20 protein-coding genes are annotated in these 23097 nt (G+C 45.6%); 12 read left to right on the top strand and 8 right to left on the bottom strand.

Going from position 1 to position 23097, the window contains the following annotated elements; genetic code table 11:
- Positions 1–353: 353 nt before the first annotated feature.
- Genes QZT80_RS16320 through QZT80_RS16310 form a run of 3 tightly spaced genes read right to left on the bottom strand, consistent with a single transcriptional unit; the run spans position 354 to position 3546 of the window.
- The gene (locus QZT80_RS16320; RefSeq protein ID WP_295124215.1) at positions 354–1532 is read right to left on the bottom strand and encodes an acyltransferase family protein; all 1179 of its coding nucleotides are present in this window, start codon (positions 1530–1532) and stop codon (positions 354–356) included.
- A gap of 26 nt (positions 1533–1558) precedes the next feature.
- The gene (locus QZT80_RS16315) at positions 1559–2323 is read right to left on the bottom strand and encodes a class I SAM-dependent methyltransferase (protein ID WP_295124212.1); all 765 of its coding nucleotides are present in this window, start codon (positions 2321–2323) and stop codon (positions 1559–1561) included.
- Between the two features lie 38 nt (positions 2324–2361).
- The gene (locus tag QZT80_RS16310; protein ID WP_295124209.1) at positions 2362–3546 is read right to left on the bottom strand and encodes a glycosyltransferase family 2 protein; all 1185 of its coding nucleotides are present in this window, start codon (positions 3544–3546) and stop codon (positions 2362–2364) included.
- 584 nt (positions 3547–4130) lie between these two features.
- On the opposite strand from QZT80_RS16310, the gene QZT80_RS16305 reads away from it, so the two are divergent.
- From QZT80_RS16305 to QZT80_RS16280, 6 genes are read left to right on the top strand one after another with little or no spacing between them, the layout of a single operon-like run.
- Positions 4131–4520 (top strand): response regulator, encoded by a 390-nt coding sequence (locus QZT80_RS16305; RefSeq protein ID WP_295124206.1) that lies wholly within the window; start codon positions 4131–4133, stop codon positions 4518–4520.
- Between the two features lie 48 nt (positions 4521–4568).
- Positions 4569–5720 (top strand): sugar transferase, encoded by a 1152-nt coding sequence (locus QZT80_RS16300; RefSeq protein ID WP_295124203.1) that lies wholly within the window; start codon positions 4569–4571, stop codon positions 5718–5720.
- Positions 5721–5777: 57 nt separating this feature from the next.
- Positions 5778–6689 (top strand): glycosyltransferase family 2 protein, encoded by a 912-nt coding sequence (locus QZT80_RS16295; RefSeq protein WP_295124201.1) that lies wholly within the window; start codon positions 5778–5780, stop codon positions 6687–6689.
- Positions 6690–6702: 13 nt separating this feature from the next.
- The gene (locus QZT80_RS16290; protein WP_295124198.1) at positions 6703–7725 is read left to right on the top strand and encodes an NAD(P)-dependent oxidoreductase; all 1023 of its coding nucleotides are present in this window, start codon (positions 6703–6705) and stop codon (positions 7723–7725) included.
- Positions 7725–8858, top strand: coding sequence for a glycosyltransferase family 4 protein (locus tag QZT80_RS16285; RefSeq protein WP_295124195.1), 1134 nt, complete (start codon positions 7725–7727; stop codon positions 8856–8858). The genes QZT80_RS16290 and QZT80_RS16285 overlap by 1 nt, the downstream gene beginning before the upstream one ends.
- A 10-nt stretch (positions 8859–8868) precedes the next feature.
- A complete protein-coding gene (locus tag QZT80_RS16280) occupies positions 8869–10119 on the top strand; it encodes a glycosyltransferase (RefSeq protein WP_295124192.1) in 1251 nt (416 codons plus the stop codon).
- An 82-nt stretch (positions 10120–10201) separates the two neighbouring features.
- Here QZT80_RS16280 and QZT80_RS16275 read toward each other — a convergent pair whose 3' ends face one another.
- Positions 10202–10654: a hypothetical protein gene (locus QZT80_RS16275; RefSeq protein ID WP_295124189.1), complete on the bottom strand. Its 453-nt coding sequence runs from the start codon at positions 10652–10654 to the stop codon at positions 10202–10204.
- A 198-nt stretch (positions 10655–10852) separates the two neighbouring features.
- Here QZT80_RS16275 and QZT80_RS16270 point away from each other — a divergent pair, with 198 nt between their 5' ends.
- Both QZT80_RS16270 and QZT80_RS16265 read left to right on the top strand, forming a co-directional pair.
- Complete coding sequence (locus tag QZT80_RS16270; protein ID WP_295124187.1) at positions 10853–12373, top strand: bifunctional GNAT family N-acetyltransferase/carbon-nitrogen hydrolase family protein; 1521 nt, start codon at positions 10853–10855, stop codon at positions 12371–12373.
- A 101-nt stretch (positions 12374–12474) separates the two neighbouring features.
- Complete coding sequence (locus QZT80_RS16265; RefSeq protein ID WP_295124185.1) at positions 12475–12777, top strand: thiamine-binding protein; 303 nt, start codon at positions 12475–12477, stop codon at positions 12775–12777.
- Between the two features lie 243 nt (positions 12778–13020).
- Here the strand turns inward: QZT80_RS16265 and QZT80_RS16260 are convergent, their stop codons facing one another.
- Entirely contained in the window at positions 13021–14283 is a 1263-nt protein-coding gene (locus tag QZT80_RS16260; protein WP_295124183.1) for a putative sulfate exporter family transporter, read from the bottom strand.
- A 21-nt stretch (positions 14284–14304) separates the two neighbouring features.
- Positions 14305–15537, bottom strand: a complete 1233-nt coding sequence (locus tag QZT80_RS16255; protein ID WP_295124180.1) for a nucleoside recognition domain-containing protein — start codon at positions 15535–15537, stop codon at positions 14305–14307.
- Between the two features lie 112 nt (positions 15538–15649).
- Here QZT80_RS16255 and ychF point away from each other — a divergent pair, with 112 nt between their 5' ends.
- The gene (gene ychF / locus QZT80_RS16250; RefSeq protein ID WP_295124177.1) at positions 15650–16753 is read left to right on the top strand and encodes a redox-regulated ATPase YchF; all 1104 of its coding nucleotides are present in this window, start codon (positions 15650–15652) and stop codon (positions 16751–16753) included.
- A 93-nt stretch (positions 16754–16846) separates the two neighbouring features.
- On the opposite strand, the gene QZT80_RS16245 is transcribed toward ychF, so the two are convergent.
- Both QZT80_RS16245 and metX read right to left on the bottom strand, forming a co-directional pair.
- Positions 16847–19723, bottom strand: a complete 2877-nt coding sequence (locus tag QZT80_RS16245; protein WP_295124174.1) for a TonB-dependent receptor — start codon at positions 19721–19723, stop codon at positions 16847–16849.
- A gap of 137 nt (positions 19724–19860) precedes the next feature.
- Positions 19861–20880: a homoserine O-acetyltransferase gene (metX, locus tag QZT80_RS16240; protein ID WP_295124171.1), complete on the bottom strand. Its 1020-nt coding sequence runs from the start codon at positions 20878–20880 to the stop codon at positions 19861–19863.
- Between the two features lie 114 nt (positions 20881–20994).
- On the opposite strand from metX, the gene QZT80_RS16235 reads away from it, so the two are divergent.
- The 3 genes from QZT80_RS16235 to QZT80_RS16225 all read left to right on the top strand — a co-directional run bounded on the left by QZT80_RS16235 (position 20995) and on the right by QZT80_RS16225 (position 23069).
- Positions 20995–21420 carry an OsmC family protein gene (locus QZT80_RS16235; RefSeq protein ID WP_295124168.1) on the top strand — a complete coding sequence of 142 codons (426 nt, stop codon included), beginning with the start codon at positions 20995–20997 and terminating at the stop codon, positions 21418–21420.
- 1 nt (position 21421) lies between these two features.
- Positions 21422–22603 (top strand): O-succinylhomoserine sulfhydrylase, encoded by a 1182-nt coding sequence (locus QZT80_RS16230; RefSeq protein ID WP_295124165.1) that lies wholly within the window; start codon positions 21422–21424, stop codon positions 22601–22603.
- A gap of 94 nt (positions 22604–22697) precedes the next feature.
- On the top strand, positions 22698–23069 hold the full coding sequence (locus tag QZT80_RS16225) for a hypothetical protein (protein WP_295124162.1): 372 nt from the start codon (positions 22698–22700) through the stop codon (positions 23067–23069).
- Positions 23070–23097: the final 28 nt, after the last annotated feature.

The following is a 23097-nucleotide window of genomic DNA, read 5'->3' as shown; positions in this document are numbered from 1 at the left end:
TAACTGATTTTAATCCACCAGCCGGTGGCTAAAATACAATGCGGTCTTTGTGGTAGGATTGGAAAAAATAAGTGCAGACTTAGCTGTTATTGAAGTTTTTGGTGTTTTATTCGGTGTATTCGTTTTACCTATGCTTCTAAATAACCACGCTAAAATACGATGCAAATTACAAATAATAAAAATTTGTAGGGATATATTTTGCGAAATCATCTTTTTAGTTAGTAAACGGAGGCCTTTTGCCTGTTTATTGATTACACATTTCCATATATCGAGTAGCAAAGGTATGCTTTTTTTTTATAATTCTTAACTTTTAACCCTATTAACAAATCGTTTACAAAAGCACTGGCATTCAGTTAACTACGAACCGCGGTAAGTTTATCAGCCCTTCTTTTACGTGGTCCGTGCAACGCCGTACCAATAAAAGTGTACCTGACAAACCAGTGGTAGGTAACGAACGCCACTAACGTAGTGCCGCCTAAAACGCTCCATGGGCGCAGCCATCCGGGCACATCAGTATATAGTAAAACTATCTGTAATGCACCAACGAAAGAAAGATGAATCAGGTATAACCAGAACGCGGCATCAGAAATGTATTTCAATCGTGGACTCTCGGAGTTCATGTATTTTATAAAGAACCCGATGAAACCATAGGTGAGAAATACGGTCTGCGCAGCCACCGCGAGTTTAACCAGTGTTAGCGTGGTACCTGTGTAATTACCTGCCTGCCCATGGTCAATCACCAGCAATTTAAACACAGCAGCAGTCATTACCACCCCCGCAAGTAAATAGGCCCAGGTGTAATGGGCAATCTCGAACAGCCGCCCGTTCTGCCTGTGTAAAAGCATTCCAGACGCGAAAAAGAACCCATAATAGGTAAAATGCCCCGGTTTAGGAAAGATGCTCGTAGACACTTCCACTTCGGGCGTATGGAACAGAAAGACCTGTATGCCGGCAAGCAACAGGATATAAACAATAACATGCAGCGGAGAACCGTAACGTGCGGTAAGTTTACCTATAATCGATTTTATGCCCTCTCCCAACTTAATACGATACAGTGCCAGCATTACCACATAATAAAATATGAGGTAGTATAAAAACCAGAGGTGTGCCATCCCGTTCCAGCGCAGAAAATGCGGCCAGAAGGCAGCGCCATAATCAGCCAGCGCCACATTTGCGGCCACACAGTGCTGGTAAAACACGAACGGGGCTACAGACAAAGGCAAAATAAATACAAGGCTGCCTATAAACGGTATCACGATACGTTTGTACCGGTGTTTTAAGAACTCTTTTTCCCCTATTTTGAGGTACAACATACGGGCGAAGAAGCCTGCTACCAGGAAAAACACCTGCATACGGAAGCTGTGTATAAACAAATACAACGCATCAAAAGTATATGAATGATACTCGTTATCGGCCGGCCAGCTTGGATTGGGATACATTTTATAGGCAATAATCGCATGTAGCAGAATACCCAGTAGCATAGCAATTGCCCTCAGGGCATCAAGACCGTAAATCCTATTGTTTTTTTGCACGACGGAAAAAATTGAAATGTTACGATCTACTCTTTATAACAAAAGTGAAAATCGTCTGTCTTTATTAATACGCACCGGTCAATCTCCTCATCACTATGTAGTGCTGTTATCGGTACAAAACCCGTTTTCCAGCCCTGCGACTCCAGTTTATCTTTATAATCCTCTCCATAAAAACGGATATGCCCCGGATCTCCAAATACAATCGCCCTTTCTGCGGGATCTGTAATGCTATCGTCTTCGTGAGTAACCGGCATTCCTGCTTTCAGTGGTACCTGTATTAACGCAACTCCGCCTGGCTTTAACACCCGGAGCATCTCACTCATCGCCTGCAAATCTTCCTTCACATACTCCAGTACATGCGAGCAGATGATCACGTCGTAGGTATTGTCTTTTACCCCCTCCATATCCACCACGTCGAGGTAGATAGTATCTTCCGGATAAGTACTCTCAAAGGTTTCGGCAAATTTATCGGCGGGTGTATAGTCAAGCCCCTTTATTTTCTTAAACCGCTTGTAAAACATTGCTTCGGGGGCAATGTGGAGCAGCTTTTTTCCCGGAGCTACAAAATCTGGATGCCTGTCGAGGTACATCCATAACATCCTATCGCGCTCGTTGGAGCGGCAGCGGGGGCATTGAATTTTACGCTGGTCTGAACCGGCGGGAAGAAACGTGGTAAAACTTCCTTTACAACAAGGGCAGCTAACAGCATTCCCTTTGTAAACCAATCCTCTTAATTCGAGGTAAACAGGCAGGGCTGTTTTTTTAAGAAATGCTTTCAGTTTAGGATGCATGCAAACAAATTTAAAAGATGATAAAGGTCCTCTAAAAGTTAACTTTTCGCAGTGATGAACCTTTTCGACTTTTCCCAGGCAGCGGACTGATTTTTTCCGATGTACCTGAAAAAGCCCTGGAATACCGCGATGTTCATAAACAGAAAATAAAAAGGAATGTAAAAAGGTTTACTCTTGATATTGCGGCTGGCCAGGAAGTAACCGGTTATTGCAGCCGCATAAAATGCCAGCTGGCAAACCAGGAACGCCACCAGGTACCAGTTGCCCGGTTCAGCTATGACCAAAAGTATATTACTGATAAGCAATATCGGCAGGCTAAGCGGACTAAGCGTCCAGCGGAGTACCCTATGGGAGATGTATTGGAAGGAGAGGAGGGGATACCTGAAAATGTTCAGGAGGCCTTTTAGTTTTACGATCGACTGAAAGCCGCCGGCACTAATACGCACTTTTCGTTTATGCTCTTCCTTTATGTCTGCTGAGGGCGATTCCATGGCGAAGGCATCCGGCGCATAAGCAATGCGGTAGCCTTTCATATTAATACGGAGCGATATAATAAAATCATCCAGCACTACCTCCGGTTCCACTTTTTCGTATAGCGATGTACGTACGGAGAATAATTCGCCGGCTGCACCAACCACTGTATAAAGATCTGCATCCCATTTTTTGAGCAGCGATTCATATTTCCAGTATACGCCCTCCGTAGAGGCCGCATTTGCATCGCCGGAGGCCACCACTTTTTTCTCGCCTGCCACTCCGCCTGTTTTTTCGTCAGCATAATGCTTAACGATATTCCTGATCGCTTCCCGGTTAAGCAGGGTATTGGCATCACAAAATATCACCACGGGGGTTTTTACATGCTCCATGGCACGGTTGATTGCCGCAGTTTTGCCGCGGCGCACGTTTTCATGTAATAATGTAATACGGGGGTAACGGGTAATAATATCAGGCGTACGGTCGGAAGAGCCGTCGGTTATATATATAATGTCTAACTTTTCCGGAGGATAGTCCAGTGCGAGGGTATTCAAAATTTTCTCAACAATGAAATCCTCTTCATTATATGCGGCAACTAATAGTGTTACAGGAGGTTCCACCGGCGCTACGGTGGAAAAGGGCAGCCCTAACAGGCGCTTAAGTTTCACAAGTACATATAGGAGTATTCCGTAACCTAAGTAATTGTAAAACAATATAATAAAGCTGGTAAGAAATATTATTTTCAGCATCATCTTCGACTTTTAAGGGGCTAATCAGGCAGCAAAATATAAAAGAATTTAAAAAAAAGCACGCATAATGTGTGCGTCTAAACGATATTTACGATCATTCACAGGGCAATAGTTAGCACTTACGAACTATTTTAAGCCATTTACCAATTCTATTATATTAAGAATTTACAGTTATTATAAATTTGCACCCAGTTAAGATAGAGATTGCACGCGTAGAAGTACGTAATTTTGAAAAGAAGCAAGTTCTTTTTGTTAATTCGGTTAACAACATTTGCAAAGTTCAGGTTTTGTTAATATTTTTACGCAGTCAATTAAACTTAATATATCCTTTCTGACCATCTTCCTTTGAATTTCCTGGAGCGCAATGCTCCAATTTTAGCCCCCCTGGAGGAACCTAATAAAAAAACTGGCTTTTACTAAGTTTTACGGTAAAGGCGCCGGGAATCGATCCTGGCCTTATCCTGGAAAAATCGGATTTGGATTATCCGTTGTCGTTGCTTTTGTGTAGTCTGAAATGAGAACCGGTAGCAACTATGACTTATCCCCTTTCGAAACAGTAGTTTTTAATTAGGAAAAAAGAGAAGAAGATGAAAAAAACAATACTGATTATTGATGATAGCGCACCGATTCGCTATTTGCTAGAATCCATACTGGGCAAGCAATTTAAAGTGTTTTCTGCGCCGGATGGGCTGACTGCGATGATGTGGCTTTCAAAAGGTAACAGACCCGATTTGATTATCACTGACATTCAAATGCCGAATATAGATGGATGGGAACTCGTAAGATATCTTAATGGAAACGTGCTGTATGATGATATCCCTGTTATTGTCCTTACAGGTTCAGATACTAAAGAGATGAAAGGTCATGAGCTGGAGTATAAAATATCTGACTTCCTGCGCAAACCTTTCGATCCAATGAAGTTGCTCGAATCTGTCAATAAGCACATACGTACCCATGCTGACGCGGTTATCGCGTAATGCCCGGACGTTTTATGCTATTGTTCAACGTAAACCCCCTGTTTGTTTATGATTTATAATGTACCACTACACCTACAAGACCAGAAGAGGAAGCCGCTGGCCACAATGATTTCTCTTCCGTCTGACAGCCTGATGAGATTTGCCCTGTTTATTGGGGACAGCTCTTTTCAGAAACATTTCTTCCCCCGTCAGGAAGAAGAAACCGTGATTGCTACCACGGCTGTAAATGCGCGCAAGGTATTGAAGGAAAAGTTACAGAATAGCATTACCCCGGCATATATTATATGCCACATGCAGCAGTCATCTTCGGAGCTGCAGCAGTTGTTGCAATTTTTGCAGCAGAACAAACACTTCCGTAAAATCCCGTTTTTCCTGTACACTGACTCATTATCTGTGGAGGAGAAACAAAAATATGCCCGTATCGGTGGTATCGACGATGTTGTTACACCGGAAACCAGTGCTGCTGACTTTAGCCTTAAATTGCAGTTTGCCCGTAAGTTCAGGCAAATGAGTAATAAACAGGAAGAGGCCATGGGCAGTAATCCAAAATGGTACGAGGGTAAAGACATTAACTATCTATTAAAGCGCCTTGTAGACATCACTGCCGCCGGTAGTGCGCTTCTTGCGCTCAGCCCGGTTCTTGCTGTCATAGCCGTTGCCATCAAATTAGAATCAAAAGGCCCCATCTTTTATATTTCACAAAGGGCCGGCAGTCGCTACAAGGTATTTAAGTTCTATAAGTTCCGTACCATGTGCGCGGATGCTGATAAAAAGGTAAAAGAACTGAGCCATCTTAATCAGTATGATGTAGCGGAAGAGAACAAAGCTGCGGGCCCGGTGTTCTTTAAACTGAGCAACGATCCGCGTGTTACCAAACTGGGAGGCTTTTTACGCAACACCAGCCTGGACGAATTGCCACAGTTGCTGAATGTGCTGAAAGGGGATATGTCGCTGGTAGGCAACCGTCCTTTACCTTTGTACGAAGCTGCTACCCTTACTACCGACCAATACGCAGGCCGTTTTAATGCACCCGCAGGCCTTACCGGTTTGTGGCAGATCAAAAAAAGAGGACAGAAGGAGATGAGTGTGAATGAGCGTATAGGTTTGGATATAGACTATGCTGAAAAATACTCTTTCATGTACGATATGTGGATTATGGCCCAAACGCCTAAAGCCCTTATGCAGAAAGACAACGTATAAGCCCTGAACCCGGCTGAATTTTTTACCCAATACACCGAATACAAGTATAATATAATCATGAAACTACGTTCAGAACCGCTGGTGTCGCTGATCACATTGAACTATAACCAAACCGGTATCACCTGTGAATTCCTGGAATCAACTAAAAAGCTGACCTACAGGAATTTTGAGACCATCGTTGTAGACAATGCATCAAAAGAAGATCCCACGGCCCAGATCGAAGCAGGAAACTATCCCAATGTAAAAATCCTGCTTAGTAAAGAGAACCTCGGCTTTACCGGGGGCAATAATTTTGGTATGCACCATGCCAAAGGAGACTTCGTTCTTATTGTAAATAACGACACCGAAGTAACGCCGGATTTGCTGGAGCGCCTGTTGGAACCATTTGAAAATGACCCGACTATCGGCGTAACCTGCCCTAAAATCCGCTACTTCTCCCATCCTAATGTTATCCAGTATGCAGGATTCAACCCAATGAACCTGTTCACCGGCCGCCAGTCTGCCGTGGGTAGCAACGAGGAAGATAAAGGACAATATAATATTTCTGGTCCCACCAACTGCGCTCATGGAGCCGCTATGCTGGTAAAACGCGAAGTATTGGAAAAAGTTGGTATGTTTGCTGACAAGTTCTTTATATATTACGAAGAATCAGATTGGTCGGCCAGGATTATCCGCGCCGGCTATAAGATATTATATGTGGCTGATGGGCTTATTTATCATAAGGAGTCTATCACCATGGGTAAGGAAAGCGCTATTAAGGCATACTACCATACCCGCAACAGGATACTTTACATGCGCAGGAACACAAACCTGTTGCAGTTAGCATCCTTCACACTGTTCTTTTCGGTGTTTACATTCCCGAAATCTGTGCTGAAGTACACCATCAGAGGACAGTTTAAACATTTGAAATCATTCCTGAGAGGCACTTTCTGGAATGTAACAAACTCAAGTTATTCAACAGTATCGTAAAAATTGAATTGATATGATAACATCATTAGTTACCGGAGGCGCCGGGTTTATCGGATCTCACGTGGTAAAACATTGTTTGGCTATGGGTCACAAAGTAGTAGTACTGGACGACCTGAGCGGTGGTTTTGAAGACCATATTCCCGAAGGAGCGATCTTCGTACAAGGTTCTGTAGTGGACGATCAACTGGTTACAAGCCTGTTCGCAGAATACAAATTCTCTTACGTATATCACCTGGCAGCTTATGCTGCAGAAGGACTTTCGCACTTCATCCGCAGGTTTAACTATAACAATAACCTCATTGGCAGCATTAACCTGATCAACGAGTCTATTAAGCATAAAGTAAAATGCTTCGTATTCACTTCCTCTATCGCGGTATACGGCGCAGGCCAGTTGCCAATGCGCGAGGATATGGTGCCTCAGCCCGAAGATCCGTACGGTGTATCTAAGTATGCGGTGGAAATGGACCTGAAAGCTGCTCACGAAATGTTCGGTTTGAACTATGTTGTATTCCGTCCCCACAACGTTTATGGTGAAAACCAGAACATTGGCGACAAGTACCGCAACGTAATCGGCATTTTCATGAACCAGATCATGCAGGGCCAGCAGCTGACCATCTTTGGTGATGGCGAGCAAACACGCGCCTTCAGCTATATCGATGACGTAGCGATCCCGATCGCTAAATCTGTTGACACACCGGCTTCTTACAACCAGGTGTTCAACATCGGCGCCGATAAACCTTATACTGTTAACGAACTGGCGAAAGTTGTAGGTGCATGCTTCGGTGTGGAACCTAATATTAAATACCTGGCTGCACGTAACGAAGTTATGCACGCATACTCTGACCACTCACGCGCGCACAGCGTATTTGGCGAAGGTACAGGTATCACACTGGCCCAGGGTATTGCCAAGATGGCCGATTGGGCTAAGGTGGTAGGTGCCCGTAAAAGCAAAGAGTTCGAAAACATTGAGATTTACGAAAAACTGCCGCAGGGCTGGGAGCGTAAAGCGCCGCAGTCGGAAGCAGTACCAGCATAATGGGAGCTCCTAAAAAAATAAAAGTATTACAGACCATCCGTCAGGGTTTGGTAGGCGGGGGAGAAACACACGTTCTGGGGCTTGTAGAGCAACTCGACAAATCACGTTTCGAACCGGTTGTCCTTTCCTTCACGGATGGTCCCATGATTACCCGGCTGAATGAAATGGGCATCAAAAATTACGTGATCCCTTCATTAAAAGCATTCGATATCCGCCAGTGGCAACGCGTAAAAGCGCTGCTGAAGAATGAGCAGATCGATCTTGTTCACGCGCACGGCTCCAGGGCCGCCAGCAACCTGCTGATCCCGACGAAAGCATTAGGACTTCCTATCGTATATACTATTCACGGCTGGTCTTTTCACGATGATCAGCCATTTGTACAGAAGAAAGTACGCGTGTTTTCTGAAAAGTTCATCACTAACAGGGTGAACCATAATATTTCGGTATCTGCATCTAACCAGGCTACCGGCATTTCGCATTTCGGCAAATTCAGTTCTACCGTCATCAATAATGGCATCGATCCGGTAAAATTCAATCCTGATGGTGTTTACAAAAACATCCGCCAGGAATTGGGTGTTCCTGAGCATCATACCCTCATTAGTTACATAGCGAGGATTACAGTGCAAAAGGACCCCTTAACGATGATCAGGGGATTTGCTGAAGCTTTGCAGGAAACAAGCGACCTTACCTTGCTGGTAGTGGGAGACGGGGAACTGAAAGACGATATGATGGATCTGGCAAAGGAACTGGGCGTTAGCAGTAACGTTATCTATCAGCCTTTCCGTGCGGATGTGCCGGATATCCTGCATGCCAGCGATATTTACTGCCTTCCTTCTTTATGGGAAGGTTTGCCGATAGGCCTGCTGGAAGCAATGGCCATGGGTACGGCGGTAGTGGCCACCAACGTGGATGGTTCGCGTGAAATTGTGAAACATCTTGAGAATGGCTGGCTGATCGAGGCCCGTAGTGCAAACCTTTTGGCAAACGCTATTGTTAAATTACACACGGAGAAATTTTTCCGCGCCATGCTGCAGAAAAACGCTGTAAAAACCATTTTGGAAAAATACAGCATCCACAGCATGGCTCGCAAGATAGAAGACCTGTACGACCAGGTGCTTCAATCCCCCAATTAACCGGTTTACCATGAACACAGTTTTACAAATACTGAATAATATTTTTATAGTAATACAGGTAGCGCTGGCTTTCTTTGTATTGCTGCCTACAGTATTACTCATCATTTACGGAATTAAGAAGCTTTTCGGCTGGAGCAACTCACCACTCAGGAAGGGCACTGTGGTGGAAAATCCCAAACAATACAGCTTTGGTGCTATTGTATGCGCACATACTGATTTAACACTCGTACCGCCGTTGGTAGATTCTCTGCTGAAACAGGCTTACAGAGAGTTTAGGGTATATGTTGTGGCCGATAACTGTACAAAAGAAGCGGTGGATAACCTAAGAGCCCAGTTTAACGATCCCAAAGTTACCATTCTTGCACCTGACGTTCCCTTCAATAACAAAACTAAATCTATAGACCTCGGTATCGATCAGTTTACGGTAAAGCATGATGCATTTATCATTTTCGATTCCGATAACCTGGTACACCCGCAATACCTGTATGTTGTAAATCAATACTTCAATAAAGGTTATAAAGTAGTGCAAACCAATATGCTGCCCAAGAATACAGATACGCTGTATGCCCGTATGGACGCATCCGGCAATCATTACTGTAACTTCATTGACAGGCAGATGCGTATGGAACTCGGACTGTCTTCGCACATCTGGGGACTCGGTATTGTGATGGACGTAGAGCTTTATAAAACCATTCTTTATCAAAACTTCCCTGGCACTTTCAGCAAACTGGGCGGGTTCGATAAAAAAATGCAGGCCGATATCGTTAACAACGTTGATGTGCTGGCTTATGCTACAGAGGCTATCGTATACGACGAAAAAATTGAGGACGGTGCCGCTTTGCAGAAACAGCGCACACGCTGGATCAACGCATATTTTACATCTATGCAGTATGCGGTAAAGGTACTGTGGAACGGGTTGTCGAGGTTTAATTTCAATAATACGTTCTTTGGGATCAACCTTTTCCGGCCTCCTTTGTTTATGATGATGGGCGCTGCTGGATTGTTTATGATCGCCAATTTATTCATCAGCCTGCCCTGGGCAATATTCTGGGCGGCGGCGATCTTCACTTTCGTTATTACCTTCTTCAGCATTGTAGTGGTAATGAGCAAGGATGCTGCTATTTTCAAGGCGATGTTTCACCTGCCTTTCTTTGTACTGCGCCAGGTTAAAGCATTCCTGAAAGTAACGGACGCCAACAAAGACTTCCTCCGCACCAACAATACCAAGGTGGTGTATATAGAGGAAATACTCAACAAATAGGCTTGCCTTAATAAAAATAGAAACACATAAGGGGAGAGATGCACGCATCTTTCCCTTTATCATTTTGACAGGTATAGTCTTATCAGAAAGCGAAAAAGTACTTCTTCTGTTCAACTGAGCAGAAAGAAACCAGCTTTTCGGACCCTACCTCGAACAGAAAGTACATCATCACCCTATCATTTCCTACGAGTCCGTAAATTTCGTTTACAGAAGTCAAAGGAAAAGAAGCAGATTCATTTAGTTCCTGAATAGCACTGTAGGGCTGCACAGAAACCCTGGAATGATGATAAGCATTAAGAAAGGCACCTGTTTCTTCTCTGACAAATTCCACCCTTTTGCAGAAACATGCACTACAATCTGGCTTACACTCATAAGCCATGTAACGGCTAAGGGATGCAGGTGGCCCGGCATGAATAAAAAGGTCCTGGATAAAAGAACGGATAATTGCGGTCCGTTTTTTGTCCAGCGTTTTGTCTTGCCTGGCAGGTTGAATAGAAAGCATTACTAAATCTGGAGAGGCTTTCGTAGCTAGCATGTATGTAATCTTTAAGCAAATAGAAAAATGACTCTTCTCTGTGTGTGTTGGCGGCGTGTATCTGAAAAAATTAAGACTGGTTCATGTGCAATAACAGATTTGTTGTTTGGATTGGCCTATTAAATTTAATCAATTCTGCAATACCAACATATCACACGAAAATATCAGTAACTTTCCTCGTTCAAATTATACTAAACCATGTCAGAAACCGTTGCAATCCGGCAATTGACCGCCGAAGACTACTTCGACCTCAAAGAATCAATGAAACTGGCCTATCCCGATATGCAGGGCAATTACTGGCGGGCCGAAACCCTGGAGCGGCTCATTCGACTATTTCCCGAGGGGCAGATCGCCATTGCGATCAACGACAAGGTGGTGGGCTGCGCGCTGGGGATTATCGTGGATTATGGCAAATTCGGCGATGAGCACACCTATGAGGAGATTACTGGCTACTATACTTTTAATACGCACGACCCCAAAGGCGACGTATTATATGGTATAGAGGTGTTCGTACATCCAGAATACAGGGGGCGGCGACTGGCCAGGCGACTGTACGATACGCGGAAGTCGCTGTGTGAGCAACTAAACCTCAGTGGCATAGTGTCGGGCGGACGTATTCCTAATTATGAGAAGTTCGCCGATAAATTAACGCCCAGGGAATACATAGAAAAGGTAAGAGATAAGGAAATTTATGACCCTACGCTGACTTTCCAGTTCTCTAACGACTTCACAGTTAAGAAAATCCTGCGCAATTACCTTCCTGCCGACGAGGCCTCTAAGGGATTCGCCACGTTGCTACAGTGGTACAATATCTATTATGAGAAAGATGCGGACACCATCCGGTATAATAAGTCGACTGTCCGTATAGGCCTCGTACAATGGCAAATGCGGGCTTACGACGGTGCCGAAGGCCTCATCCAACAGATCGAGTACTTTGTAGATGCTGTAAGCGACTACGGCTCCGACTTCGTTGTTTTTCCAGAGTTGTTTAATGCGCCGCTGATGATAGAATTTAACCAGGTAGATCAGGCGGCCGCCATACGCGGGCTGGCGAAGTATACAGAGCGGTTAAAGAACGAGTTCATACGGTTTGCCGTATCCTACAACGTGAATATTATTACCGGCAGCATGCCTATTGTAATAGACGAAGTGCTGTATAACATCTCGTACCTGTGCCGTCGCGATGGCACGTACGACTCCTACACAAAAATTCACATCACCCCTAACGAAGTTAACGCCTGGGGCATGAAGGGTGGAAATGAAGTGCGGGTGTTCGATACCGATTGCGGCAAGGTGGGCATTGTAATTTGTTATGATGTAGAGTTCCCCGAACTGCCAAGATTACTTGCCCAGCAGGGCATGCAAATCCTGTTCGTACCTTTCCTTACCGATACGCAAAACGGCTATAACCGTGTACGTTTTTGTGCACAGGCCAGGGCGATCGAAAATGAATGTTATGTAGCCATTGCAGGAAGTGTTGGTAACCTGCCAAAGGTGAACAATATGGACATGCAATATGCCCAATCCGCCATTCTTACACCATCCGATTTCGCCTTCCCGGCAACCGGTGTTAAGGCCGATGCAACACCCAATACGGAGATGATCGTGATAGCAGATGTGGACCTGGTTTTACTGAAAGAGCTACATGCATTTGGCAGTGTACAAACGTTAAAGGATATACGCAATGATTTGTATGAAATTGTCATAAAGAAGAAATAAAGCGCGTTTACGTGGCGTTAATAATTACTGTTATTATTACACAAAACTGTTTTTTCAAAATTTATCTGTTTTAAGTACTTACTGTAAAAAGAACACAAATAATGTCAAAGACTATTAATCTTGCCCTGCAGATCATTCCTTCGGTACCTTCTGAACAGGTTTATGCGGTTGTAGATGAAGCAATTGCGGTAATTAAAGACTCCGGAGTAAAGTACAAAGTGTGCCCTTTTGAAACTGTGATGGAAGGAACGTATGAAGAATTGATGGAAGTGGTAAAAAGAACGCAGGAAGTTTGCTTTAAAGCCGGCGCTTCGCAGCTGCTGGTTTATATAAAAATGCAGATCAGAAAAGATGCGGATGTAACGATGGAAGAGAAGACAGGGAAGTACGACGCCGCCGTTTAATTTATTGGTAAAAACGTTATGTAAATGCAAGCCCCGGTCATCTTCTAAGATCACCGGAGCTTGCATTTTTTTATCAATATTTATGATTACATCATCTTCTCTCCGGGATAATGAGAACGTCAGCTCTCCCCGTCAATGTGCTAAATAAAAAAGGGACTACTCATATGTACAGTGCCCCCGGTAAGTCAGACACTTACCGGGGGCACTTTTATTCCAGCGTCAAGCGGAGCGCTTGTACTTTGTTTACTGACCTATGGTAAAGAATCGGCCGCTGAATACGATGTAGGCAATAATCAACGTAAAGAAAATGTTGAATACCTGCGCCGTAATAAACGCCAATGCCGGCCGGCTGTTGCCTGCCCCGAAAATATCCCTGAACTTAGTTTCAAGTCCGATACAAACAAAAGCCAGCGCAAACCAGAAAGTCTGCAGATCTTTAATCGGATCTTTTAAAGCCTTAAATGTTGCCGGCTGTACCACAAAGGAAAATAGGAGAGAAGCTACAATGAAACCGAGTACGAACTTCGGAAAGCGCTCCCATATCGTTTTAAGGCCAGGCTTCTGCTGATTCTCCTGTTTCTTATTATAGGCCCAATATACAGAAATGAAGAACGCCGCCAGTCCAAGTAACACGTTTTGTGAGAACTTGACAATAGTAGCGATCTTAAACGCCTCTTCGCCCGCCAACGTACCTGCCGCAACCACAGCTCCCGACGTATCGATAGTTCCGCCGAGCCAGGCACCTGTAACTGCCGGCGACAAACCCATCCAATGTGCAATAGGAGGCATCAGTAACATCATGGGGATAGCTACGATCAATACCAGTGATATCACCTGGGAAAGCTTTTTGTTATCACCTTCGATAGCACCGGAGGTGGCAATGGCCGCAGAAACTCCGCAGATCGACACAGCGCTGGAAATCATCATCCTGAACTCATCATCCAGCCCCATTTTTTTGCATAACCAGAATGAAAAATACCATACGGTAAACACTACTACTACCGATTGAATAATGCCTAATGCACCGGCTTTCATGATATCTCCAAAAATGATAGTACTGCCCAGTAAAACAAGTCCGGTTTTAATATACAATTCCGTTTGGATGGCCGGTTTTAACCAGGCAGGAACGCCCAGTACGTTACTGATGAAAAGACCGAGCAACAGGCTGAATAATACCACTTCAATACCCAGACCTTTAATAGCGGAATTGCCCGTGATAAGTTGGGCGAACCACATGACCAATACCAGAAATAATGCGCCGATAAAGAGATGTATACTTACGGGCTGAGAGGACAATAACCTTGTAATAGCAAGGCTGGCACAAAGCCATACATACAAAATACCGAGGTTCGACCAGTTCTGAAGTTTACTCAGTTGAGCTACCAGCGTTTCTCCATTACTCCATTCAAATTTGGGCAGGGTTGGTTTTAATCCTGATAAAATCAGGATAAGTGACAGCCCTGCCAGTAGCACCGCTATCCAGTCTTCATGTAACGTACGTTTCATTGTATCAGTTTAAAACAATAATCAGTGAAAGAAAATATAACCTACGATGATAGCGCCTATAACGCCGACCACATCGGCAATAAGCCCGCAGGCAAGTGCATAGCGTGTCTTTTTGATATTAACGGAGCCGAAATAAACGGCCAGTACATAAAATGTTGTTTCTGTAGAACCCTGCATGATGCAGGCCAGTCGGCCCTGGAAAGAATCCGCACCGTAAGTCTTCATCACATCTACCATGGCACCGCGGGCGCCGCCGCCACTGAAGGTTTTCATAATGCCAACGGGTAATGCGGGTACAAAATCTGTATTAAAACCCATTGCAGCCACCACGTAACCAATACCGTTTGTTAAATAATCCATACAGCCTGTTGTGCGCAATGCACTGATGCCAACAAGGAACGCCACCAGGTAAGGAATGATCATTACAGACACCTGGAACCCCTCTTTAGCACCGTCGATAAATGTTTCGTAAACGTTTATCTTTTTTGCCATGCCGGCCAATAGGAACCAGACAATCAAACCGAATATGATAAAGCCGCCAATGAGGCCAACGTACAAAGCAATTTGATCGGAAGGTAGTCCCGACAAGCCATAATACAAGGCTGCCATTATCCCTCCGAAAATAAGAAGAAACACCAGCACGGGCAAGCGGAACAGGTTAATACGCTGGTAGACGGAAACCGCGATCATCCCTGCAATAAAGGAGATCAGGGTGCCTATCAGCGTTGGAATAAATATATCTGCCGGATTAGCCGCTCCGGAAGCCAAACGCATCGCCATTACTGAAGTAGGAATAATTGTTATCCCCGCCGTATTCAATACCAGGAACATGATCTGCGCATCACTCGCCGTTTCTTTATCCGGATTAATTTCCTGTAACTGCGACATCGCTTTTAAACCCATCGGCGTAGCCGCATTATCCAATCCAAGCATATTGGCGGAGAAGTTCATCATCACCGAACCCATCGCAGGATCTTTTTTAGGAATACCGGGAAACAGAATAGAAAAGAACGGATTCACCGCACGCGCAAATTTCTCGATCATGCCCGCCTTTTCGCCCACACGCATAATTCCCAGCCACATCGCCATCATACCGATCAGGCCAATCGCCAACTCCACACTGGTTTTGGCACTGTCGAACATCCCGGTTGTTACCTGGCTGAAAAGTCCCACATCCCCCAAAAAGATCAGTTTGCCAAGCGCTACCACAAACGCAATAACAAAAAACGCGATCCATACATAGTTCAATACCATATGCTAATAATTACAATCGGGTAAGATATTTACTTACCGGCGTCCAAAATAATCAATTTTAACAACCATTACTCGATTGATTACACTATCTTTGCGCAAATTTTTCGAAAAAATGGCGTTACAAGCAGGTATAGTTGGTTTACCGAATGTTGGCAAGTCAACTTTGTTCAATGCAGTTAGTAATAGTGCAAAAGCACAGGCAAGCAATTACCGTTTCTGTACTATCGAACCCAACGTAGGTTTGGTGGACGTTCCGGACCCACGTCTTAAAAAGCTGGAAGAGCTGGTGAAGCCTGAGCGCGTTGTTCCTACCACTATCGAATTTGTAGACATCGCCGGTCTTGTAAAAGGAGCGAGCAAAGGTGAAGGCCTGGGCAACAAGTTCCTGGCTAACATCCGCGAGGTAGACGCTATCGTGCATGTGATCCGCTGCTTTGAGGACGATAACATCCTTCGTGAGGAAGGCGCTATTAACCCGGTAAGCGATAAAGAAATTATCGACACTGAGTTACAGCTGAAGGACCTGGAAAGCGTGGAAAAGAAGATTGCCAGAACTGAGAAGATGGCTAAAACCGGTGGCGATCCTAAAGCGAAAATTGAGTTCGACATCCTGAAAAGGTGTAAAGAACACCTCGAAAAAGGTAAGAACCTGCGTGAACTGGACCTGACAAAAGAAGAACGCGTAGCTACAGCTGACCTGTTCCTTATGACAGAAAAACCAGTATTGTACGTTGCTAACGTAGACGAAGCATCGATGCTTACCGGCAACAAATACTCAGAAGCACTGAGGGAAGCTGTTAAAGCTGAAAATGCACAGGTAATTGTGATGAACAACACGATCGAAGCGCAGATATCTGAACTGGAAGATGCCGATGATAAAGCGCTGTTCCTTTCTGAATATAACCTCACGGAACCAGGCCTCGACCGCCTGATACACTCTGCTTACAACCTGCTGCAGCTGATCACCTACTTCACTGCAGGTGTTCAGGAAGTACGCGCATGGACGATCCACCGCGGCTGGAAAGCGCCACAGGCGGCCAGTGTAATCCATACCGATTTCGAAAAAGGTTTTATCAAAGCGGAAGTAATCGCTTATGATGACTATGTAAAATATGGTTCTGAATCTGGCGCGCGCGACAATGGCCGCCTGAGAATAGAAGGTAAAGAATATATCGTTGCTGATGGTGATGTAATGCACTTCCGCTTCAACGTATAAAAGATACTTCGTGAGCAATCATGAGGGTTACAACAAAATAAGACGGCTCCCGGGTAATCCGGGGGCCGTCGACTATTTAAGCAGGTTTGTAACTTATAAATTGTATCCAAGCGACACATACGCCTGTGTGCCCACCGTAGGGTTACCCCACGACTGGATATAACGGTTGTTCAACGCATTAGCCGCACCGATTTTCAATGTTGTTTTAATCTGGGGAAAGAACTTGCTCACCTGTGCATCCAGTGTGCCGTAAGCTGGAATGGTGCTTACATCTGCAGCACGCGCCGCCACACTTACAAAGGTCGATTGCCACAGGTACTCGTCCTGCCAGCGCCACGCAACGTTGAAGCTAATATTACTGTTCGCAATATTACGGTTGCCTGCGGAGAGGTTATAACGGATCTTAGGCGTGTTGAAGGCAGTAATAAATCCACCCAGTTCATCTTCATTGGAAAGCTCATTGTACGATACGTTACCGCCTACGAAGAAGTTAAGCGGCAGCGAGTAATCCAGTCCAATTGCCCAACCCCACGAACGGATATCTTTATCGAAACTAACCGGCATCGAGAATATCTCGGAAGTGCTGGGCTTTACAATAGCCTGGCTGCCGTTGAAGTTTTTGAAGTTGTTGAAATATACGTACGCATCTACCAGCAATTTATTACCGTATAAACCTTTGTAGCCGACTTCATAAGCATAAATCTTTTCCGGTTTCAGCTCCTGTATAGTATAGGGCTGTGGCGCTCCCGCCTGTACGGATTCTGCAGTAAAGATCGTTTCATCCCGCAATCCATAACGGTCGATCAGGAAGGGAAGGCCACCGATCAGGCGGTACTGCGGTGTCCTGAGATCGATGTATTGGTCCTGACAGGTAGGGATGCGGAAACCAGTTTGGTAAGATGCGCGGAAGTTATGCGTGCGGAGGAATGTATACACCGCCGAAATACGTGGACTGAACTGGCCGTCGAAGTTTTCGTTTTTATCGTAACGTAGTGCTGCGGAGAGCTTCAGGTGTTCTTCAAACAGTTTCTTACCGACCTGCACAAACCCGCCATATTCCTGGATGCGGAATTCATCACCGTTATCATCCACAGCAAACAACGTTTTTTCTGAGTTAAGGGCGTACACGCGATAATTACCACCCAGCATCAGTTCCATAAACTTGATATGGTCGGTGAAGTTGTACATAAACTCCGCCTGGTAGAGGTTTGTTTTATCGGCCAGCCTTGCACCTAAGCCGGTAGCCAGGTCGCCGGGAATTGGTTTCTGTTTAACACTGTCTGCGGTTTTATTGAATGCATCAGTGCCGGGCATCAGGCGGCCATTATCGGCAACACCTCTTGCGGCGTTATGATAGGCTGTTGATCCGCCTTGTGCTGCGGTGGTTGCAGCGGCAAATGCAGCCGCGGGACTGGCGCCGCCGCCAAGGCTTTGCTGAAATGCAGTACTGAACGCCTGAAGCGCGCCACCTGCATAAGTGCCAAAGTATTGCTGGAACCAGGTGGGAGAAGCTTTCCAGCGCTCGTTGATACCAGAAGCAAGAATACCCACTGAATAAGAATCGCCTGCTCTTTCCTGCGTTGTATACAGTCGTACGTAGAAGTTTTTACCACGAAGCTCGGCCTTATATTGCCCCATGTTAAAGTTGCGGATAGCGTAACGGTCGGCGCCTGTGTAAACAGTAGTACCATAACCATAGCTTCCCTGTAATATGGCCTCTAAATCGTTATTGAACTTATAATGCAATGCCGCATTCAGTTTCAGGTTTTTAGTATGATAATCGGCTACGTCCAGTTCGTTGTAACCGGTACGGGAAACAAACGAATTAGCGCTATCAGGCATGATGGCGTTGAAGATCTGTTCGCGGCTGATCAGTCCACCCGTAGCGCCGGAAAGTGCTGCAATCCCATTACCCAAAGGATTTCCTGTATTCAAAGCCGCCGGGCGAAGCGACGACTTCATATTAATATTGGTCTCATCCCCATAAGTATTGATACCATTGTAACCCGGATTGTTGGCCCTGCTGCCATCACCCAGCCCATGTCCGTTTAACAGGCTCTGATCACGCTGATCATACGCCTGCCAGTCATCTGCACTGATGTAACCAAAGTTTATTTTAAAAGCGAATTTGTTATTAAATGCTTTCGCATATCGCAGCGTTACATCATAGTAACCGGTGTTAGGCGTGCTACGCCCTTTTTCGGCCAGCAACCCGCCTTTAACATTGGCGCTGAAACCCTGGTAGGTAAAAGGACTTTTACTATTCAGCAGTACGATACCGTTTAAAGCGTTAGGGCCATATAAAGCAGATGCCGCGCCTGGCAACAGCTCCACGTTATCCATGTCCAGCTCGGTAATACCTACGATGTTTCCTACGGAGAAGTTAAGGCCTGGCGCCTGGTTATCCATACCGTCGATCAGTTGCAGCAGGCGTGTATTTGCATTACTGTTAAAACCCCGTGTGTTTACAGATTTAAACGTAAGGCTCTGGGTACTCATCTCCACACCTTTAAGATTGGCCAAACCGTCATAAAACGTGGCTGCCGGGGTAGCTCTGATCGACCTTAAATCCATCTTTTCAATAGATACCGGTGATTGCAGAATGCTTTCAGGAACACGGCTGGCAGATACCACTACTTCCTGCCCCAAAATGGAAGCAGATGTAAGCGATACATTTATTTCCGATCCTGCACTGGTGATAGTTTGCTCTTCGGCGCTGTAACCTATTGACGTAAACACGAGTGTAAGGGGTAAACTTCGGCTGGTATTAATCGTGAACGAGCCATTTGCATCTGTAACCGCGCCTGTAGCGGCCCCTTTCACCGATACACTAACACCCGGCATGCCTTGCCCGGAGGTTTTATCGGTCACTTTTCCTTTGATCACAATAGGTGTTTGCGCGCTTAATGTGAGGCTAAATAGTAACAGCAATACAGTAAATACGGGGTACTTATGCAGATAGTTCTTCATAAACGGAAGGTTTTGGTTTTGGATGATCTACGTGGAAAAAACTCTGTACTAAATATAACACAAAAAGCGATTCTGGCAAGAACCGTGAAAGGAATTTTAGTTGTAGGATAAATGCGGTAACGCCAACGAATATATCCCTACTTATTTAGCCAACGTTGCAGGATAGCGCCAATTTTTTCAAACTCGATAAGAAAACCATCGTGCCCGTAAGGCGAGTCTATTTCGTGGTAGGCCGCATTGGGTATATGCTGGCCCATAAAACGCTGTTCTTCGGGTGGACAAAGAATATCGCTGGTAATGCCTACAACCAGGGTGGGCTGGGAGATAAGCTGAAGTGTTTCAACGCTATCTGTCGAACGACCACGGGCTATGTTGTGACTATCCATGGCTTTGGTTAACAGCCAGTAACTTTGGGCGTTAAACCTCTTCACCAGTTTGTTACCCTGGTAAATGATATAAGAGGATGCTCTGAAATCGTCGGTTTTGTCTTTGTCCGGCTCGGTTTGGGTGCGAACAAAGGTTTGATAATTACGATAGGTAAGCATGCCGATAGCCCTCGCGGCCTTCAAACCGGCATGGCCGGCCACTGATGACGCATCTTTCCATGTGGGATCGGCTTCGATGGACAGTCGTTGAGCGGTATGCACGGCAATTCCCCAGGCACTTTCGGCTGAGCCGGTAGCCAGCAGGAATAATCTTTTTACCAGGTCTGGTTCGGCCAATGTCCATTCAAGGGCCTGGTAGCCGCCCATAGAACCGCCTACCAATAAGTAAATATCACTGATATCAAGGTGCCTGCGCAGCATGATATGTGCTTTTACCATATCGCGGATGGTTACCTGCGGAAAGCTGAAGTAATAAGGCTGTTCTGTTTCCGGGTTAATGGAGAGGGGACCGGAGCTACCGTAACAGGAACCCAGGATATTGGCGCACACGATAAAGTGTTTGGAAGGATCTATTACCCGGTGTTCACCTATCAGTCCCTGCCACCAGTCGGCCACTTCGGCGTTAGCCGTTAGCGCATGGCATACCCACACTACATTATCTCCGGCGGCATTCAGGGTGCCGTAAGTATAATAGGCGATGTGTATTTCCGGCAGTATATGACCGGATTCGAGTACGAAGGGCTGCGTGCTATGGTAGGTTTGAAGCGGCAAATCTGGAATTTTGCGCAAACCTACATCAGAATAATGATTAAGCCAAGATGTGTTTTTCCTCTTTTAGCCATTCTTGTTTATCTTTGAAGAATAATCAAGATATCTTATCAATTTATGAAGATCGCTTTACAAAGAATAGACGACGGATTTAATATGGAAGCTGTGGACGAAAACGGCCACAAAGTATTAATGGATTCTTCTGTGGAGAACGGCGGGAAGAACAACGGCGTTCGTCCGATGCAGATGTTGATCATGGGCCTCGGCGGTTGCTCCGCCATCGATGTGGTGATGATCCTCAAAAAGCAACGCCAGGAGATCACCGACTTCAGGATTGAGATAGACGCAGACCGTGAAAAAGGTAAAGAACCTTCTTTATGGGAAACCGCACATATCAAATTCTTCCTCGAGGGTAATATTGATGCCGATAAAGCGCAGCGTGCCGTGGAACTGTCTATGAACAAATACTGTTCTGTAGCGGAAACCCTGCGTACATCAAAAACCAAACTCACCTGGGAAGTGAACATTTCCCCCGCAAAATAAGATGAATAGAAAGAATCAGTACCATCCGGAAACAAACGCCATTCGTACCCGAGCCGACCAAACACCGCACATGGAGCACTCCAGCCCCATGTTTCTTACTTCGAGCTTTACTTTCGACAGTGCTGAAGATATGCGTGCGGCCTTTGCGGACGAAACGGATGCCAATATATACAGCCGCTTCAGCAATCCAACGGTAGACGAGTTTGCCGCCAGACTGGCCGCTCTTGAAGGAGCAGAAACAGGTTTCGCCACTTCTTCGGGCATGAGCGCCATCTTCGCCAGCTTTATGGCTTTCCTCAAAGCAGGCGATCACCTGGTGTCTTCCAGTTCTATCTTCGGATCTACCCACACTGTAATCACTAAGTTCCTCCCAAAGTGGGGAATCGAACATACTTACTTCGACATCAACAACCCGGAAAGCCTGGAAGCGGCCATTAAGCCGAATACCAAAATGGTTTTCCTGGAAACTCCGTCTAACCCGGGCCTCGACGTAATCGACATTGCCTACGTAGCCGGGATATGTAAGAAGAAAAACGTAATCCTGAACGTAGACAACTGTTTCGCTACACCGGCTTTGCAAAGGCCCATCCTGCTGGGCGCCGATATCGTTACACACTCCGCTACCAAATGGATTGACGGTCAGGGCCGCGTACTTGGCGGGGCAGTGGTTGGTAAAAAAGATCTGGTAAAGGAAGTACATACCTTTTGCCGCAGTACTGGTCCGGCTATGTCGCCCTTTAACGCCTGGGTGCTGAGCAAAAGCCTTGAAACACTGCACATCCGTATGGCCCGCCATTCGGAAACTGCCCTCTCGCTGGCGAAAGCGCTGCAAAATAACGACAAACTGGAATGGGTGAAATATCCGTTCCTGGAAACGCATAAGCAATACGATATTGCTAAAAAGCAAATGGTGGCCGGCGGTGGCATTCTTTGCTTCGAAATTAAAGGCGGCCTTGAGAAAGGACGCCGCTTCCTGGATGCTATCGATATGTGTTCGCTCACCGCCAACCTTGGCGATAGCCGTACGATCGTATCGCACCCATCATCAACCACCCACGCTAAACTTTCCGAGGAAGAAAGGCAGAAGGTGGGCATTACGCCTGGTTTAATCCGTATTTCCTGCGGACTGGAACACCTTTCAGATATTCAGCAGGACATTGAACAGGCCTTGCAAAAAGCATAACATCTGAACTTAAGCCAGCGCCTCCCTGCAAAAAAATAGCGGGAGGCGTTTTTGTTTTCTAAAGTTTCTTTATCTTGGTTTAAATAATATGCTAATGCGTTTCTGGATCGCCTTCTTTCTCAATGTAATATTAAGCTGCCTGCTCGGCCAGTTGCTCGACTGGTGGGTGATAGCCATCGTTGCATTTGTTGTTGGACTCTGGATTACCCTGAAGCCGGCAAAAGCTTTTTTTAACGCTTTCCTCGCCATTTACTGCCTGTACCTCGTAATGGCGCTAATTGTGGATATGCAAAACGAGCATATTCTTTCCACTAAAATGGCCGACCTGATACTGAAGGCCAAAAATCCTTACCTCATCATTCTTATCACTGGCATTCCCGGCGCACTTGTGGCAGGTTTCGCTGCATTAAGCGCCTCGCTGCTCCGCAGGAAAAAGACACAGGCACCTACTGTCACAGCGGCTTAAATACAGTCACCTTCCTGTTTGCCAATAC

It is taken from the genome of uncultured Chitinophaga sp. (assembly GCF_902168175.1).
Lineage (GTDB): Bacteria > Bacteroidota > Bacteroidia > Chitinophagales > Chitinophagaceae > Chitinophaga.
Note: the sequence above shows the minus strand (reverse complement) of the source record. Positions and strands in the feature narration are given on the sequence as shown.